At 73.6% G+C, this 16,576-nt stretch carries 14 protein-coding genes; 9 read left to right on the forward strand and 5 right to left on the reverse strand.

The features are described 5' to 3' along the window. Nucleotides 1-86 precede the first annotated feature (86 nt). The 5 genes from ABD946_RS39415 (at nt 87) to ABD946_RS39435 (ending at nt 6,017) form a co-directional block, all read left to right on the forward strand. Nucleotides 87-1,214 carry a rhodanese-like domain-containing protein gene (locus ABD946_RS39415; protein ID WP_345290558.1) on the forward strand — a complete coding sequence of 376 codons (1,128 nt, stop codon included), beginning with the start codon at nt 87-89 and terminating at the stop codon, nt 1,212-1,214. A gap of 234 nt (nt 1,215-1,448) precedes the next feature. Then, the gene (locus ABD946_RS39420; RefSeq protein WP_345290559.1) at nt 1,449-2,075 is read left to right on the forward strand and encodes a DUF5819 family protein; all 627 of its coding nucleotides are present in this window, start codon (nt 1,449-1,451) and stop codon (nt 2,073-2,075) included. Beyond that, entirely contained in the window at nt 2,072-3,214 is a 1,143-nt protein-coding gene (locus tag ABD946_RS39425; RefSeq protein WP_380149521.1) for an HTTM domain-containing protein, read from the forward strand. Before ABD946_RS39420 ends, ABD946_RS39425 begins: the two co-directional genes overlap by 4 nt. Nucleotides 3,215-3,224: 10 nt before the next feature. Next, nucleotides 3,225-5,351 carry an FUSC family protein gene (locus tag ABD946_RS39430; RefSeq protein WP_345290560.1) on the forward strand — a complete coding sequence of 709 codons (2,127 nt, stop codon included), beginning with the start codon at nt 3,225-3,227 and terminating at the stop codon, nt 5,349-5,351. 69 nt (nt 5,352-5,420) lie between these two features. Continuing rightward, complete coding sequence (locus ABD946_RS39435; RefSeq protein ID WP_345290572.1) at nt 5,421-6,017, forward strand: TrmH family RNA methyltransferase; 597 nt, start codon at nt 5,421-5,423, stop codon at nt 6,015-6,017. A 7-nt stretch (nt 6,018-6,024) separates the two neighbouring features. Here the strand turns inward: ABD946_RS39435 and ABD946_RS39440 are convergent, their stop codons facing one another. Together ABD946_RS39440 and ABD946_RS39445 are read right to left on the reverse strand one after the other, a co-directional pair. Then, nucleotides 6,025-7,326, reverse strand: coding sequence for a peptidoglycan-binding protein (locus ABD946_RS39440; protein ID WP_345290561.1), 1,302 nt, complete (start codon nt 7,324-7,326; stop codon nt 6,025-6,027). Between the two features lie 198 nt (nt 7,327-7,524). Beyond that, nucleotides 7,525-9,021: an MFS transporter gene (locus ABD946_RS39445; protein WP_345290562.1), complete on the reverse strand. Its 1,497-nt coding sequence runs from the start codon at nt 9,019-9,021 to the stop codon at nt 7,525-7,527. Between the two features lie 134 nt (nt 9,022-9,155). On the opposite strand from ABD946_RS39445, the gene ABD946_RS39450 reads away from it, so the two are divergent. Beyond that, the gene (locus tag ABD946_RS39450; RefSeq protein ID WP_345288863.1) at nt 9,156-9,878 is read left to right on the forward strand and encodes a TetR/AcrR family transcriptional regulator; all 723 of its coding nucleotides are present in this window, start codon (nt 9,156-9,158) and stop codon (nt 9,876-9,878) included. A 139-nt stretch (nt 9,879-10,017) separates the two neighbouring features. Here ABD946_RS39450 and ABD946_RS39455 read toward each other — a convergent pair whose 3' ends face one another. After that, the gene (locus ABD946_RS39455) at nt 10,018-11,490 is read right to left on the reverse strand and encodes an FAD-dependent monooxygenase (protein WP_345288864.1); all 1,473 of its coding nucleotides are present in this window, start codon (nt 11,488-11,490) and stop codon (nt 10,018-10,020) included. Between the two features lie 120 nt (nt 11,491-11,610). Here ABD946_RS39455 and ABD946_RS39460 point away from each other — a divergent pair, with 120 nt between their 5' ends. Then, on the forward strand, nt 11,611-12,837 hold the full coding sequence (locus tag ABD946_RS39460) for a bifunctional glycosyltransferase family 2/GtrA family protein (RefSeq protein WP_345288866.1): 1,227 nt from the start codon (nt 11,611-11,613) through the stop codon (nt 12,835-12,837). Nucleotides 12,838-12,884: 47 nt separating this feature from the next. Here ABD946_RS39460 and paaN read toward each other — a convergent pair whose 3' ends face one another. Then, entirely contained in the window at nt 12,885-14,585 is a 1,701-nt protein-coding gene (paaN, locus tag ABD946_RS39465; protein WP_345288867.1) for a phenylacetic acid degradation protein PaaN, read from the reverse strand. Nucleotides 14,586-14,694: 109 nt separating this feature from the next. Between paaN and ABD946_RS39470 the strand changes: the two genes are divergently transcribed. Further along, nucleotides 14,695-15,276 carry a TetR/AcrR family transcriptional regulator gene (locus tag ABD946_RS39470; protein ID WP_345288869.1) on the forward strand — a complete coding sequence of 194 codons (582 nt, stop codon included), beginning with the start codon at nt 14,695-14,697 and terminating at the stop codon, nt 15,274-15,276. A 25-nt stretch (nt 15,277-15,301) separates the two neighbouring features. Beyond that, the gene (locus ABD946_RS39475; RefSeq protein ID WP_380149519.1) at nt 15,302-15,844 is read left to right on the forward strand and encodes a DinB family protein; all 543 of its coding nucleotides are present in this window, start codon (nt 15,302-15,304) and stop codon (nt 15,842-15,844) included. Between the two features lie 148 nt (nt 15,845-15,992). Here the strand turns inward: ABD946_RS39475 and ABD946_RS39480 are convergent, their stop codons facing one another. Then, nucleotides 15,993-16,481, reverse strand: coding sequence for an Lrp/AsnC family transcriptional regulator (locus ABD946_RS39480; protein ID WP_345288870.1), 489 nt, complete (start codon nt 16,479-16,481; stop codon nt 15,993-15,995). Nucleotides 16,482-16,576: the final 95 nt, after the last annotated feature.

Consider the following 16,576-nt stretch of genomic DNA (forward strand, 5'->3'; position numbering starts at 1 on the left):
CCTCACGCGCGCCCCCTGCGCACCACCAGCCCCTCCCTTACCCGGTCGGTAGGCTGGCCAGTCGTCCGACCGGGTTGGAGGCTGCGGTGGAGTTGGAGGAGCGGGTCGCCGCTGCGGAGTTGGCGTGGCTGACCCTGGAGGTGGACGTCGAGACGCTACGGGTGGAGATCGACAACTTCGCGCTGATCCACCATCAGCTGCTCGGCCCGCTGTACGCCCGGCTCGACGAGCTGGACGCCCTGGTCGCGGAGACCGTCGCGGCCCGCACCGGGCTCCACGAGGACATCCGCCGGGCCGCCGAGGCCCGCCACCGGGTCGCAGAACTCCCGGACCTGGACGCCCTCTTCGACCAGCTGCCGCCGGAGGCCCCGGCCGCCGCGCCGGAGCAGCCGCGCAGGGTCCGCCCGGGGAGGGAGGCGCAGCGGTTGTACCGCGAGCTGGCCCGCCGGGCCCACCCCGACCTGACCACCGACCCGGCCGAGCAGCAGCGCCGGGCGGCCTTCATCGCCCGGGTCAACGAGGCCTACGCGCAGGGCGACGCCAAGGGCCTGGAGGAGCTGGCCGAGGAGTGGTCGACCGCTCCCGAGTCGGCCCCCGCCCCGGGCGCCCCGGAGCGCGAGGGCTGGCTGCTCCAGCGGCTGGACTGGCTGACCGTCAGGATCCGCAACCTGGCCGTCGAGCAGGTCCGGCTGGAGAACAGCTCGATGGGCGAGCTCCTCCGGCTGGCCCCGCAGGAGCCGGAGCGGCTGCTGGAGGAGCTGGCCGAGCAGCTGCTCGGCCGGGCCGCCGCCCAGCAGGCCGAACTGGACCGGCTGCTGTCCGAGGCCACCGCGGGCGCCGCGGCGGGGCAGAATGGCGGGGACCGCCGACGCACCCAGGAGACCGAGATGTTCGCCCAGCTCCCCACCACCGATGCCGCCTCGGTGCCCGCCGACGCCCCGCTGCTCGACGTCCGCGAGCAGGACGAGTGGGACGCCGGGCACGTGGACGGCGCGCTGCACATCCCGATCGGCCAGGTGGTGGCCCGCCTGGACGAGCTGCCGGCGGAGAAGCTGTACGTGATGTGCCGGGTCGGCGGCCGCTCCGCGCAGGTCGTGCAGTACCTGGTCCAGCAGGGCCGCGAGGCGGTCAACGTGGACGGCGGCATGTTCGCCTGGGAGGCGGCCGGCCGCCCGATGGTCAGCAGCGACGGCCGGGACGCCTTCGTCCTGTAGGGGTCGGCTCACGGCTCGGGCCGGGCGGGCGTCGTCGGGGCACGCACCTCGCCGGCTTCTCGTCAGTCGCCGATGCTCCGCATGGACTCCCTCCTCGGCGCCGCCGAGCCACGCACCCCGACGACGCCCGCTGATCCGGCCCGAGCCGTGAGCCGACCCCTCGTGCCTTCCGCCCAGGTGGGCGCTGCGGCAGGATGACCCCCGGCACGCCCGTGCCGGAGGGGAGCTGCTGCCGTGCGTACCTGGTCCGCCCCGGCGGCCGCCGTGCTCGTGCTCGCGGGTGCGGCGCTGCTCGGCGCCACCGGTCTCTTCCTGGCCGTGCTGTTCCTGAACTCGGCGCCGCCGAACGCCCTCTCCGACCGGTACCGGCCGCAGTTGGACGCGGTGGTCTACCCGGAGTTCGAGCAGAACTGGAAGCTCTTCGCGCCCGACCCGCTCCAGCAGAACGTCTCCCTGGAGGCCAGGCTGCGCACCGTCGCACCGGACGGCACCGAATCCACCGGCGAGTGGCTCGGCCTGACGGCCCGTGACATCGCGGCGGTGCGGGGCAACCCGGCGCCCAGCCACCTGGACCAGAACCAGCTCCGCCGGGCCTGGGACTTCTACGACTCCGCCCACCCGGAGGACGGCACCGCGCCCGGCACCCGGGCCAAGCCCTCCGAGCTCTACCTGAAGCGCACCGCCCTGCAGCGGATCGGCTCGTCCCCCGAGGGGCGCCGGCCGTACGAGGTGCAGGTGCGGGTGGTCACCACCGTGCTGGCTCCGCCGTCGTGGAGCCGGGAGCAGGTGGACACCGCCCCGAAGGTCCGTGAGCTGCCCTGGTGGCCGGTGGACGAGGACGACCTGCGGGGGCTGTGGTGACCTCGACCGACCTGGCGCCCGAAGAGCTGACCGAGGGTCAGCAGCCCGAGCCACCGCCCCCGCCTGCCTGGCGCCGGGCGGCGGAAGCTTTCTCCGCCCGTACCCTGGGCCGCCACCAGGCGGCCGTGGTGCGGATCGGCTTCGGCCTGGTCTGGGCGGCCTTCCTGCTCCGCGAGTGGCCCGACCGCCGGGTGCTGTACGGCGACCTCTCCCCCTGGTCGGACCGGCTGGCGGCCGGTCTGCTGGCGGAGAACGACGCCTTCTCGGTGCAGACCTGGTACTCCGGGCGGCTCTGGTTCGAGCTGCTCTACCACCTGGCGATCGTGGCGGCGGTGCTGTTCGCGCTCGGCTGGCGGACCAGGGCCAGCGGGGCGGTGTACCTGGCCACGGCGGTCTCGCTGCAGAACCGGAACGTCTTCGTCGGCGACGGCGGGGACAACGTGATCCACCTGCTCGCCCTCTACCTGGTCTTCACCCGCTGCGCCGAGGTCTGGTCGCTGGACGCCCGCCGCACCGCCCGGGCCGGCCGGCGGCGGGGCGCGCCCTGGCTCTGGGCGCTGCTCGGCGTGCCGCTGCTGCTCGGGCCCGGTCCGTGGCCGTGGCCGCGCTGGCTGCTGCTCCTGCTCTGGCTGACCGCCGCCCTCTGGTGGGCCGTCGACCGCCGCGCCCCGGAGGGCGAGCCGCGGGCGGTGCTGGACGCGCTGGCGAACATGACCCACCACTGCGCCCTGCTGGTGATCGGCGCCCAGGTGGTGCTGGTGTACGCCACGGCCGGCTGGTACAAGGTGCAGGGTTCGCGCTGGCAGGACGGCACCGCCCTGCACTACCCGCTCCACCTGGACTACTTCACCCCCTGGCCCGCCCTCTCGGCCCTGGCCGGGGGCTCCCTGGTGCTGGTCTTCCTGCTCACCTACGGCACGGTGATCCTCCAGGTGGCCTTCCCCTTCACCCTGCTGAACCGCCGTCTGAAGAACGTCCTGCTGGTCCTGTTGGCGGCCGAGCACCTGGGCATCGCGGTCCTGCTGGGCCTGCCCTTCTTCTCCCTCACGATGATCGCGGCGGACGCGGTCTTCCTGCCCACCGCCGCGCTCCTGTGGTGCGAGCGGAGAATCCGGGGCCGGAGGCCGGCCCCGGTCTAAGCTGTGCCCTATGTCCTGGTTTGCGGCCCTGCGCGACAGCGTGCGCGCCGGGCTGAAGGTGGACCGGAGCCTCAGCAGTCCCCGCCGGGCGCTGCGCGGAGCGGTGGCCGCGGCCCTGGTGGTCTTCCCGACCCTGGCCCTGCTCGGCCCGGGCTCCGCCACCTCGGCCGCGATGGGCGCCTTCATCGCCGGGACGGCCACCTTCCAGCGCAGCTTCCGCCCCCGGGTCTCGCTGGCCGTGGCGGCCGGGATCGGACTGGGCGTCAGCACCTTCCTCGGGTACCTGGCGGTCGGCATCCCCGGGGCCTTCCCGGTGCTGCTGGCGCTCTGGGCCTTCGGCGCCGGGCTGGCCTGGTCGATCGGGCCGAGTGCCGGGGTGGTGGCCGCGACCACCGTCTCGGTGATGCTGGTCGTCGTCCAACTGCCCGTCAGCGTCCCCACGGCGCTGGGCCACGGGCTGCTCTGCGCGCTCGGCGGCGCCAGCCAGGCCCTGGTGGTGACGCTCTGGCCGATCGACTCCTGGCGGGCCCAGCGGGACGCGCTGGCCGACGCGTACGCCGAACTCGCCCACTACGCCCGCCGGCTGCGCCAGGACCCGGTGGCCCACGTGGACCCGGCCCCGTTCATCACCGCCCGGCACGCCGCCACCCTGACGCCCTGGCAGGCCCGGCACCGCCCGCCCGAACTGCGCGGCCTGCGCGGCATCGCGGAGCGGATCCGCCCCACCCTGGCCGCGCTGGCCGACCCCAAGGTGGGCGCCGCCGCCGAGGGGCCGGAGCGGGACCGGGCGCTGGAGCTGCTGGCCGCCGCCGCCGAGACCATGGACGCGCTGGCCAGGGCGGTCCGCAGCGGCGAGCCGTACCGCTCCCCGAAGTCCTCCCCCGCGCTGACCCTCACCGCCCGCGACCGCCGGACCGCCGACCAGGACCACCCGGTGCTCACCGGCGCGGCCGCCCGCTCCTCCCGGCGGCTCACCTCGCTGCTGCGCAAGGCCGTGGACACCCTGGACCGCGAGGACAAGGAGACGATCTCCAGCGCGACCGCCGGGCCCGGGCTGCGCCGGCCCCCGCTGTTCCGGCTGGCCCCGGCCGCCCTGCTGGCGGTCCGGCGCCAGCTCGACCCGCACTCGGCGGTGTTCCAGCACGCCGTCCGGCTCTCCGCCGTGGTCACCCTCTCCTACCTGGCCGCCAAGGTGCTCGACCTGCACCACGGCTACTGGGCGCCGCTCACCGCCGCCATGGTGATGCGGCCGGACTTCGCCCAGACCTTCAGCCGGGGCGTGGCCCGGCTGGCCGGGACGGTGGTCGGGGTCGCGGTCTCCACCACCGTGGTGCAGCTCTTCCACCCCGGGCAGTGGCTCTCCGCCCTGCTCGCGGTGGTCTTCATGGGCGGCGCCTACCTGACGCTCCGTACGGGCTACGCGGTGATGACCGCCTGCGTCTCCTCCTACGTGGTCTTCCTGCTCGGCCTGCAGCCCGGCGACCCGGTGCGCACCGCCACCGACCGGATCCTGCTCACCCTGATCGGCGGCGGCATCGCACTGCTCGCCTACGCGCTCTTCCCTACCTGGCAGACCGCCCGGCTGGCCGAGCGCCTCGCCGAGTGGCTGGCGGCGGCCGGACGGTACGGGGCCTCGGTGCTCACCGTCTTCGGTGAGCCGGCCCGGGGCGGCGAGGACGTCCGCTCGGCCCTGCTGGACTCCCGGGAGGCCCGCTCCGAGCTGCTCCAGGCGATGGAGCGGGCCGACGCGGAGCCAGTCCGCCACGAGGGCCAGCTGCCCGAGCTGACCCGCAAGCAGATCGACAAGGCCCGGGCCGCGGTCGGCATGCTCGGCCGCTCCACCGTCCTGATGGAGGCTCACCTGCCGCCCGCCGACGCCGATCCGGTGCCCGGCGCGGCCGAGTTCGCCGAGGAGCTGCGGGACGCCACCGCCATCGCGGCCGGGGCGCTGCTGGTCGGAGACCAGGTGGAGTTCGCCGCCCTGCGCGCCCTGCACCGCCGTTGGGACGCCGAACTCGCCGGCCTCCCGCCCGCCGACCGGATCGAGGTGGCCCGGGCCGGCAGCCGGATGGTGCTCGCCGCCCTGACCGACCTGGAGAAGGCCACCAAGGCCCGGCGCGTACCCTCGGGGGCGTGAGCAGCACGGGTAGCCCGCACACGGGCGAGCAGTACGACGACGCCTTCGCCCCCCTCCGACGACCGCGAGATCGGGGTCGGCCCGCACCCGGAGCCCTGGCCCGTCGGCCCGCACTACGACCCCGAGCTGCTCGCCCACGGGGACCGGCGCAACGTCACCGACCGGTACCGGTACTGGACCCGGGAGGCGATCGTCGCCGACCTGGACACCCGGCGGCACGGCTTCCACGTCGCGGTGGAGAACTGGCAGCACGACTTCAACATCGGCTCGGTGGTCCGCACCGCCAACGCCTTCCTGGCCGGCGAGGTCCACATCGTCGGCCGCCGCCGCTGGAACCGCCGCGGCGCCATGGTCACCGACCGGTACCAGCACGTCCGCCACCACGACTCGGTGGCCACCCTGGCCGCCTACGCCGCCGAGCAGGGCCTGGCCGTGATCGGCATCGACAACCTGCCGGGTGCCGTCCCGATCGAGACCTTCGAGATGCCCGAGCGCTGCGTGCTGCTGTTCGGCCAGGAGGGCCCCGGCCTGACCCCCGAGGCCTGGGAGCACGCGACGGCGGTCTGCTCGATCGCCCAGTACGGCTCCACCCGCTCCATCAACGCGGGCGCCGCAGCGGCGATCGCCATGCACACCTGGATCCGCCGGCACGCCTCGGGGGCCTGAGGGCCCGTCAGCCGAAGAGCAGCTTCCAGGTGTGCGGGCCCGGGTAGCCGTCCGCCTCGCTGCCGCTCCAGCCCTGGGCGCGCTGGAAGTCGGCGACGTTGAGCCGGTCGGCCTCACCCCACTCCGGGCCGGGGCCCTCGGTGTAGTGGCGGCCGTAGCCCTTCCTGACCAGCTGTTCGCCGAGCTGCCGGACGGACTCGTTGGACTGCCCGGGGCCGAACCTCTCCGCGCCCGGGTACGGCGGTGCGGCCGGGGACGGGGCCGGCTGCGCGGGCGGCGGGGCCGGTTGGCCGGTGGCGGGCGGGATGTCCTTGCCCTGGTGACGGACCAGCAGCTCCCAGGTGTCCTTGCCGGGGTAGCCGTCGGCCTCGGAACCGCGCCAGCCCTGGGCGAGTTGGAAGGCCTCGGTGGCCCGCCGGTCGGCCTCGCCCCAGCTCGGGTCGGGGCCCTCGGCGTAGAACCGGGTGCCGCCGCGCTGCACCAGCATCTCGCCCAGCCGCTTCACGTACGGGTTGGACTGCCCGGGCCCGAACTTCTCCGCCCCGGGGAAGGCGTCCGGGGACGGGTCGGGCGCCGGGGCCGGGCCGTCCAGGCCGAGGTAGCGGTAGGCCACGTAGGAGGAGGCGTTGTTCCAGTACGCGTACGGGGTGGTCCGCTTCCGGGTGGCCGGCCTGGTCTGCTCGTAGGCCAGGTACTTGGTGCGGGCGGAGTCGGCCCAGCCGCCGAAGACGACGGTGTGCGAGCCGCCGGCCGGGTCGGCCGCGTTGTTGTAGACCAGGATGTCGCCCGGCTGGAGGTCGGCCCGCGCTATTCGGGTCGCGTAGTCCGGCAGGGTCCAGGTGGTCTGGCTGCTGCCGAGGCCCCAGGCCATCGAGACGTAGCCGGAGCAGTCCTGCCGGTACCCGTCGGACCAGTAGCTGCCCATGCTGTACGGCACCTGCTGGTCGATCCAGCGCTGCGCCCGGGCCATGATCTCGGCCCGGGTGGTGGCGCGCACCGCGCGGAGCGACCGGGTCTGGGCGGCGGCGCCGCCGCGCAGCGGGGCGACCGAGCCCTGCGGGGTGGAGCCGCTCTCCGTCCCGGCGGGGGCGGGGGAGGGGGAGGGGGACGGCGCGGCGGCGGCGACGGAGCCGCCGCCGAGCACGGAGCCGACGGCCGCGAACAGCAGGGCCGCCCGGCGGGCCCCGTGGGCGGAGCGGTGGCCGCCCTCGGCGACCGGGGCGGCGTGCAGCCTGGCCAGCCGGCGGGCCGAGCAGCCGCCGCAGCGGCAGTCCCGGTCCGGTTCTATCTCGGTGAACTCGATCAGCACGGTCGGAGCCTTCCTCTCCTCGGGTGTACCGGAGGGGATGTGTTCCACCGTCAGATTGCGACATATCACCTGAAAAGCTGTGAATTTGGTGAGAGCGGGCCGGAAGTGGATGGGGGGTGGGGGCTGGGGGTTCGGGGAGGAGACGCCCGGAGGCCGGTCCCCGGGTGGGGGCCGGCCTCCGTGGTGGGGGTGGTGGGGTCAGGCGGCGAGCTCGGGCTCGGCGGCCGGGGCGGGGGCGTCCTTCTTCCTGTCCCGCATCACCAGCCCGGCCAGCAGGGCGGCGGCCAGCACGCCGACGGCGCTGATGGTGAGGGTGGTGGACATCGAGGCGGTGAAGGCCTCCCGGGCGGTCCGGACCAGACTCGCGTCGCCCCCGGCGGCGGCCAGCGCCCCGGAGATCGAGCCCTTCGCCAGGTCCGAGGAGCCAGCCGGCATCTCGGCGGCGAACCGGCTGGTCAGCAGCGAGCCGAGGATGGCGATGCCGAGCGCGGTGCCGGACTGCTGGATGGTGTCGTTCAGGGCGGAGCCGACGCCGGCCTGCTCCTCGGGGATGGTGCCCATCAGGGCGTTGATCGCCGCGGGCATCGCCAGCCCGGCGCCGAGGCCGAGCAGGCCGAGCGCCACGGCCGGGACGGTGAAGCCGCTGTCGGCGTCGACGGTGGTGAAGAGGAGGAAGGAGGAGGCCATCACCAGCAGGCCGGTCACCACCACCGGGCGGTTGCCGAGCTTGGCGGCCAGGCCGGCGCCGGCGCCGTTGCCGATCAGCGCGGCCACGGCCAGCGGGAGGAAGGCCAGACCGGCCTCGACCGGCGAGTAGTCCAGCACGAACTGCAGGTACTGGGTGAGCACCAGCAGCAGGCCGCCGTTGCCGATCTGAACCAGCGTCAGGGAGAGCGAGCCACCGCTGAAGTTGCGCTGCTTGAACAGCACCAGCGGGACCATCGGCTCCGGGTGGACGTTCTCCCAGACCACGAACCCGGCCAGGGCGGCGACCGCGACCAGCAGGGTGACCAGACCGCGGCCATCGAACGCGCCGTGCTGCGGGATCTCGATGATCCACCAGATCAGCGCCGTCATGCCGACCGCCGAGAGCACCGCACCGATCGGGTCGGGCTTGCGCCAGGGGCCCTTGGACTCGGGCATCAGCAGCAGGGCGGCGGCGATCGCCACGGCCACCACCGGGACGTTCACGAAGAAGATCGAGTGCCAGGAGAAGTGGTCGATCAGGAAACCGCCCAGCACCGGGCTGCCGACCAGGCCGAGCATCGAGACCGAACCCCAGGCCGCCATCGCCTTGCCGCGCTCGTCCTCGTCGAAGACGGTGATCAGGATGGAGAGCGTGGACGGCATGATCAGCGCGCCGCCGACGCCCATCGCGATCCGGGCCGCGATCACCTCTCCGGGGTTGGTGCAGACCGTCGCGGCCAGTGAGGCCAGGCCGAAGAGCAGCAGACCGGTGATCATCACCTTGCGGCGCCCGAAGCGGTCGCCCAGGCTGCCCGAGGTGAGCAGCAGGCCCGCGAAGACCAGCACGTAGGAGTCCAGGATCCACTGGATGTCCTGGGCGCTCGCCCCGATCTCGGCGGTCATCGCCGGCACCGCCACGGTCAGCGCCATGCTGTCGACCACCAGCACCAGGGTCGCCAGGCAGAGCACGACCAGGATCCACCAGCGGTGGGGATTGCGGGATTCCATCACTCTGCCCTCTCGGCTGCGCACACTGTTCCTTCGGTGAGAACACTGTACGCAGCTGCGTACAGTGTTCGCAAGAGGCGAGCTGTGTACGCTGGAGCGAACGCCGTACGCACGGAGAAGACGGAGGAGGACGCATGGCAGCCAAGGCCGCACCCGTCGCATCGGTCTGGGCCCGGGAGCAGCGCGAACCCGACCAGCCGGGCCTGAGCCGGGCCGGGATCGTCCGGGAGGCGATCGCGATGCTCGACGCGGAGGGCGTGGAGGCGCTCAGCATGCGCAAGCTCGGCGCCCGGCTGAACGCCGGGGCCACCTCGCTCTACCGGCACGTCGCCACCAAGGACGAGCTGATGGAGCTCGCGGTGGACGAGGTCGCGGCCGAGATCTCGGTGCCGCCGCCCGGCGGGGCGGACTGGCGGGCCGACGTGACGGCCGCCGCGCGGTCCTTCCGGGACGCCTCGCTCCGGCACCCGTGGCTGTCCTCGCAGCTCGGCCAGGCCGGGCTGGCCTACCTGGGGCCGAACCTGATGGCCTATTCGGAGAAGCTCGCCGCGCTGGTCACCGTGGTCGGCTTCGAGGAGCCCTCACGGGCCATCGACGTGGTCTTCGCCTACGTCATCGGCATGACCACCACCGAGTCGGCCTGGCTGGCGACCATCGCCCGCTCGGGCGAGACCGAGGCGGAGTTCATCGCCAACCGGATGCCGGCCGCCCTCGTGGCGGCCTCCGACCACGCACACCTGACGGCGGCCTACGGGACGGTCGCCCCCGACCCGGTCGCCATCCGCGAGGACAAGTTCACCGACGGCCTGGAGATCATCCTGGACGGCCTCGAAGGCAGGCTGAACGCAAGGCGTTAGTGGCTACGCCGCCGGGGGCGCGAGGAACTGCGCGAGTCGGAAGGCGGCTCACCTGCAACTGAGGCTCCGTCAGCCAGTTGCAGGTGCTGCCGTTCCCCCGCGCGCAGTTCCTCGCGCCCCCAGCGGCGCAGCCACTCCCCTAGCCCTCGGGCCCGAGCAGCGCGGCGAGCGCGCGGCGGATCTCGGCGCGGCTGGGGTCGACCCCGGCCCAGGCGGCGTGGCCGTCGGGGCGGACCAGCAGGGTGGTGTCGCGGAGCTTGCCGTGCGGGGAGGCGGGGGCGGCGGCCACCGCGCGGTCGGCCCAGGGTTCGAGGACGGTGCTGAGGTCGTCGTTGGAGACCAGGACGGCCTTGCCGCCGCGCAGGGCCTCGTAGAGCCGGGTGGGGGCGCCGGGGGCGTCGACGGCGAGGCGCAGGTCGGGGATCCGACGGCCGGTCAGGTGGTGGGTGCCGCTGGGGGCGGGGTAGTCGATGCCGATGCCGGAGATCCGCTTGACCCCGGCCTCGCCGACCGGGCCGAGCCGGTCGCCGAGGACGCCGACCGCGCCGCGCAGCAGCCGGGCCGGGGCCGAGCCGCCGAGGGCGACCCGGACCAGGGCGCCGGAGCTGAGCACGGCGGCCCGGCCGACCGGCCAGCGTTCGGTCTGGTAGCTGTCCAACAGGGCGTCAGGGGCCCAGCCACGGACGGCTCCGGCCAGCTTCCAGCCGAGGTTGGCGGCGTCCTGGAGGCCGGTGTTCATGCCCATGCCGCCAGCCGGGGAGTGGCAGTGGGCGGCGTCGCCGGCCAGCAGGACCCGGCCGGAGCGGTAGTTGGGGGCCTGGCGTTCGTCGCTGTGGAAGCGGGAGAGCCAGCGGGCGTCGTGCAGGCCGTGGTCCTCGCCGAAGGCCTCCCGGGTGATGGCGGCGATCTCGTCGAGCTCGACCGGTGCGTCGTCCGGGAGTTGGTGGTTGCGGTCCCAGGCGATCACCCGGTACCAGCCGTCGCCGAACGGGACCAGGAAGGCGAAGCCGTTCTCCCCCGCGCCGACGTTCAGGGTGTCGGCCGGCGGCCGCTCCAGCCGGACGTCGGCGAGCAGTACGGAGTTGACCACGGACTGGCCGGGGAAGGGGATGCCCAGCAGGTCGCGGACGGCGGAGCGGACCCCGTCGGTGCCGACCGCGTAGGCGGCGGTGTACGTCCGGCCGTCCCGGGTGTCCAGCTCGACCCGCTGTCCGTCCTGCCGCAGGTCGGAGACCTCGGCGCCCCGGACGATCACCGCCCCGGCCTTCACCGCCCGCTCCTGGAGCAGCCGTTCGACGTTGTACTGCGGGGTGATCAGGACGAACGGGAAGCGGGAGTGCAGCCGGTCCAGCCGGGCCTCCAGGCCGCCGAACAGCCGCAGGTGGTCCAGGGTGGTGCCGGTGGTGATCAGCTCGTCGGCCAGGCCGCGGGCGTCCAGCTGTTCCAGGGTGCGGGCGTGCACGGCGAAGGCCCGGGTGAGGTTGGACTCGGTGGTCCGCTTCTCCAACACCGTCACCCGCAGCCCGGCGGTGGCCAGGTCCCCGGCCAGCAGGAGCCCGGTCGGGCCCGCGCCGACCACCACCACATCGGATGCCAGCTGCTTCTCGGACATGCCCATCTCCCGTTGATCGGACCAGCGTTCGAGCCGGGCCCGCACACTGCCCGGGCCTTCTAAGCTTCCTCTCAGCCTTCCATCATCGCGGGCCCATCAGTCCCTGTGAATCTCACTGACATGACTGAGCCCGCAGCTCGGGGCACGACCGTGGTCGGCCCCGCTCCCGCCAGCGCCACCCCGACCCGGACCAAGCTGGTCGAGGTGGTCGTCCCGGTCTACAACGAGCAGCACACGGTGGAGAAGTGCGTCCGTACGCTGCACGACTACCTCTCCGAGACCTTCCCCTACCCGTTCCTGATCACCGTGGCGGACAACGCCAGCACGGACGGCACCTGGGAGGCGGCCACCGGGCTGGCCGCCGAGCTGCCCGGGGTGCGCGCGGTGCACCTGGACCTCAAGGGCCGGGGCCGGGCGCTCCGTCAGGTCTGGGGCGCCAGCGAGGCCGACGTGGTGGCCTACATGGACGTGGACCTCTCCACCGGTCTGGAGGCCTTCCTCCCGCTGGTCGCCCCGCTGCTCTCCGGCCACAGCGACCTGGCCATCGGCAGCCGGCTGCACCGCGGTTCGGCGGTGGTGCGGGGCGCCAAGCGGGAGTTCATCTCGCGCACCTACAACGTGCTGCTGCGGGCCACCATGGCGGCCAAGTTCTCGGACGCCCAGTGCGGCTTCAAGGCGGCCAGGACCGAGGTGGTGCAGCGGCTGCTGGGCTCGGTCGAGGACAACGCCTGGTTCTTCGACACCGAACTGCTGCTGCTGGCCGAGCGGTCCGGGCTGCGCATCCACGAGGTGCCGGTGGACTGGGTGGACGACCCGGACAGCCGGGTGGACATCGTCCGCACCGCGCTGGACGACCTGCGGGGCATGGTCCGGGTGGCGCGCCGTTCGCTGAGCGGCGCCGAGCGGGCGGAGCAGCTGCCGACCAGGGTCCGGCAGGCCCGGATGCCGGCCGCCCTCGGCTGGCAGCTGGCCAGCTTCGCGGTGGTCGGCACCCTGTCCACCCTGGCCTATCTGCTGCTCTACCTGCTGACCCGTCAACTCGCGCCCGCCTTCTGGGCGAACGCCTTCGCGCTGGCCGTCACGGCGGTCGGCAACACCGCGCTCAACCGCCGCTTCACCTTCGGCGTGACGGGGAGTCAGGACGCCCTGAAGCACCAGGTCGAGGGCGGTGCCGCCTTCCTGATCGGCCTGGCGCTGAGCAGCGGCGCCATCGCCCTGCTGCCGGACGGCGCCTCCCACCCGGCCGAACTGGCCGCCCTGGTGGGGGCCAACGCGCTGGCCACCCTGGTGCGCTTCGTGCTGCTGCGGGTCTGGGTCTTCAACCCCCGCCGTCGTCAGGGGAGGTGAGGGCGCCGGCTCCGGAGCCGTGCAGGGCTCCGGGGCCGGCGGACCGGTCAGTTGTGGCGACGGACCTCGACGGTGCGGAAGCGCGAGGCCACGAAGGCGCCGTCGCAGTAGGCCGCGTTGGCCGCCGGGTTGGCGCCGGTGCCGTGCAGGTCGGAGAAGGCGGCGGTCTGGTTCGGGTAGACGCCCCCGGTGAGGTTGAGCGAGAGCGAGACCCCGGAGTCCAGGGCGGCGGCGACCAGGGCGGCCTCCACCTCGGCGTCCACCGTGTACGCGGAGGCGGTCATCGCGCCCTGCTCGCGCACGGTGCGGGCCAGCAGCTCCACCGCGGCCTCGGCGGACTCGACCGCGACCAGGAAGGAGACCGGGCCGAAGCACTCGCCGGCGAAGGCGGTCCGGTCGTCCGGCTTGTCCGCGTCCACCTTGACCAGCGCGGGGGTGCGGATGGTCGCGCCGGGGAACTCCTCGGAGGCCACCGCCCGCGGGGCCAGGGCCAGTTCGCCGTACTCGCCGTCGGCGGCCCGGGTGCTGCGGCCCAGCACGCCGGGGTTGACCACGGCGCCCAGGATGGCGGCGGCCCGGGCGTCGTCGCCAAGCAGCTTCTCGATCGCGTGGGCCAGGTCGGCGGCCACCTCGTCGTAGGACTTGCCGCCCTCGTCGGTGCGCACGCCGGTGCGCGGGATCAGCACGTTCTGCGGGGTGGTGCACATCTGGCCGCTGTAGAGCGAGAGCGCGAAGGCCAGGTTGGCGAGCATGCCGCGGTAGTTGTCGGTGGACTCGACGACCACCGAGTTGACGCCGGCCTTCTCGGTGTAGACCAGCGCCTGCTTGGCGTTCTCCTCCAGCCAGTCGCCGAACTGGGTGGAGCCGGTGTAGTCGATGAGCTTGATCTCCGGGCGCACGGCCAGGGTGGCGGCCAGCGTGCCGCCCTCGTCCTCGGCGGCCAGGGTGACCAGGTTCGGGTCGAAGCCGGCCTCGGCCAGCACCTCGCGGGCGATCTGCACGGTGAGCGCCAGCGGCAGGACGGCCCGGGGGTGCGGCTTGACCAGCACCGGGTTCCCGGTGGCCAGCGAGGCGAACAGGCCGGGGTAGCCGTTCCAGGTCGGGAAGGTGTTGCAGCCGACCAGCAGCGCGAGGCCGCGCGGCACCGGCACGAAGTCCTTCACCATCGAGAGCGGGTCCCGCTTGCCCTGCGGCTTGGTCCACTGGGCCTGGGCGGGCAGCCGGGTCTGCTCGATGTAGGCGTAGGCCACCGCCTCCAGACCGCGGTCCTGCGCGTGCGGGCCGCCGGCCTGGAAGGCCATCCCGTACGCCTGGCCGGTGGTGTGCATCACGGCGTGGGCGAACTCGTGCGAGCGCGCGTTGATCCGGGCCAGGATCTCCAGGCTGACGGCCGCCCGGGCCTCGGGCCCGGCCGCCGCCCAGGCCGGACGGGCCAGCTCCATGGCGCCGATCAGTGCCTCGGCCTCGGCCTTCGGGTAGCGAACGCCCAGCTCCGGGCCGTACGGGGAGGTCTCGCCGCCGACCGTGGAGCCGTCGCCGGGCTGCCCCTCCAGGGTCAGCGAGGTGCCGAGCAGCGCCTCGAAGGCGGCCTGCCCGTCGGCCTGCCCGGTCTCGCCGTACGCCTTGGGGAACTCCGGGTACGGCGACCAGTAGTCGCGGGACCTGGTGGCCTCCACCGCACTGGTGAGGGTGGCCTGGTGACGTTCGATCAGCTCGGCGACGACGGGGTGGCTGGCCGCTGCGGTCATGACGCGCTCCTTTTGGGGCGGACTGGTCACCCCTCAGGGTAACCGAACGATCGGTCGGGTCAATGGGGCGGTGGAGTGACCCGGGGGCGCACGGGTGATACTCGTTCACATGGCCGAGAACACCACCCGCACCGCCTACACCGTCGACTCGCTGCTCGCCGTCACGGTCGGGGTCTTCAACGAGCGCGGGTACGACGGCACCTCGATGGAGGACCTGTCCCGGGCCGCCGGGATCTCCAAGTCCTCGATCTACCACCACGTGCGCGGCAAGGAGGAGCTGCTGAAGCTCGCCGTCGGCCGCGCGCTGGACGCGCTGTTCGGCATCCTGGCCGAGCCGGAGGCGCTGACGGGCCGTGCGGTGGACCGGCTGGAGCACGTGGTGCGCCGCACCGCCGAGGTGCTGATCACCGAACTCCCGTACGTCACGCTGCTGCTGAGGGTCCGGGGGAACACCGCGACCGAGCAGTGGGCACTGGAGCGGCGGCGCGAGTTCGACCACCAGGTGGCCGAGCTGGTCCGCGAGGCGGTGGCCGCGGGGGAGCTGCGCTCGGACGTGGAGCCCCGGCTGGCCACCCGGCTGCTGTTCGGGATGATCAACTCGATCGTGGAGTGGTACCGGCCCGGCGGCAAGCACACCGACGGGGTGGCCGAGGCACTGGTCCACCTGGCCTTCGACGGGCTCCGCGGCTGACGGTGGGGGGTGGCAGGCTGCGGGCATGACCGAGATGCCCGCACACCTCGCCCCGCCGCTCGCCGACGACCCGCGCGAGCCGCTGCCGCTCACCGGCTCCGAGCGCGAGCTGCTCACCGCCTTCCTGGACTGGCACCGGGAGACCTTCCTGCTCAAGTGCGCCGGCCTGACCGACGCCGAGCTCTCCACCCTGCCGGTCGAGCCCTCCACCCTGAGCCTGCACGGCCTGCTGCGCCACCTCACCGGCGTCGAACGCTGGTGGTTCCGGATCCAGTTCGCCGGGGAGGAGCTGCCGCTCCTGTACTACTCCGACGAGGACCCGGACCAGGACTTCGAGCACCTGGACGGCAGCGTGGCCGAGGCCGTCGAGGCCTGGCGCGCCGAGGTCGCGGAGTCCCGCCGGATCACCGCCGAGGCCGCCTCGCTCGACGTCACCGGCACCCACCGCGCCTCCGGGCAGCCGATCTCGCTGCGCCGCATCCTGATCCACACCCTCGCCGAGTACGCCCGCCACAACGGCCACGCCGACCTCCTCCGCGAACGCCTGGACGGCACCACCGGCTACTGACGGTCCAGGCGCAGCCACCGCAGGGGCGCGAGGAACTGCGCGAACCGGAAGGCGGACCAGCGTGAGATCGGGGCACGCGAGCCAGTTGCACGTGTTGCCGTTCCCCCGCGCGCAGTTCCCCGCGCCCCTGCGGGGCGCAAGCGGTGTCCTAGATCGGCGGTACCTGGTCGGTCTCCTCGAAGACCAGCAGGGTCTGGGTGGCGAGTACCTGCGGGATGTTCTGGATCTGGCCGAGGACCAGCTCCCGCAGGGCCCGGTTGTCGGCGGTGTGGACCAGCAGCAGCACGTCGAACTCGCCGCCCACCAGGGCGATGTGCGCCACGCCGGGGAGGGCGAGCAGCTGCTCGCGGACGGTCCGCCAGGAGTTCTGCACGATCTTCAGGGTGATGTACGCGGAGGCGCCCTGCCCGGCCCGCTCGTGGTCGACCCTGGCGGCGAAGCCGCGGATCACGCCGTCCTCGACCATCCGGGAGATCCGCGCGTAGGCGTTGGCCCGGGAGACGTGCACCCGCTCGGCCACCGAGCGTATCGAGGCCCGTCCGTCCTGCTGGAGCAGCCGCAGGATGGACCGGTCGATCCGGTCCAGGTTGGACGTCTGTTCAGTGGACACGGCCCCCGACCCTCCCGCTGTGGACATGCTGTCACCAGAAGACTGCTGTTCGGGCCGATTGTCCACCACTACGGCACAGCTGTGGCCAGATTGAACGGACAACCGAACAATCGGTAGGGAGA

Origin of the sequence: Kitasatospora albolonga (assembly GCF_039535905.1) — a bacterium.
Taxonomy (GTDB): Bacteria; Actinomycetota; Actinomycetes; order Streptomycetales; family Streptomycetaceae; genus Kitasatospora; species Kitasatospora albolonga.

Excerpts from the sequence above, each read along its gene's own strand:
- ABD946_RS39430 (WP_345290560.1), top strand. The coding sequence starts at position 3,225 with ATGTCCTGGTTTGCGGCCCTGCGCGACAGCGTGCGCGCCGGGCTGAAG.
- ABD946_RS39445 (WP_345290562.1), bottom strand. The coding sequence starts at position 9,021 with ATGGAATCCCGCAATCCCCACCGCTGGTGGATCCTGGTCGTGCTCTGC.
- ABD946_RS39450 (WP_345288863.1), top strand. The coding sequence starts at position 9,156 with ATGGCAGCCAAGGCCGCACCCGTCGCATCGGTCTGGGCCCGGGAGCAG.
- ABD946_RS39455 (WP_345288864.1), bottom strand. The coding sequence starts at position 11,490 with ATGTCCGAGAAGCAGCTGGCATCCGATGTGGTGGTGGTCGGCGCGGGC.
- ABD946_RS39460 (WP_345288866.1), top strand. The coding sequence starts at position 11,611 with ATGACTGAGCCCGCAGCTCGGGGCACGACCGTGGTCGGCCCCGCTCCC.
- paaN (WP_345288867.1), bottom strand. The coding sequence starts at position 14,585 with ATGACCGCAGCGGCCAGCCACCCCGTCGTCGCCGAGCTGATCGAACGT.
- ABD946_RS39470 (WP_345288869.1), top strand. The coding sequence starts at position 14,695 with ATGGCCGAGAACACCACCCGCACCGCCTACACCGTCGACTCGCTGCTC.
- ABD946_RS39475 (WP_380149519.1), top strand. The coding sequence starts at position 15,302 with ATGACCGAGATGCCCGCACACCTCGCCCCGCCGCTCGCCGACGACCCG.
- ABD946_RS39480 (WP_345288870.1), bottom strand. The coding sequence starts at position 16,481 with ATGTCCACAGCGGGAGGGTCGGGGGCCGTGTCCACTGAACAGACGTCC.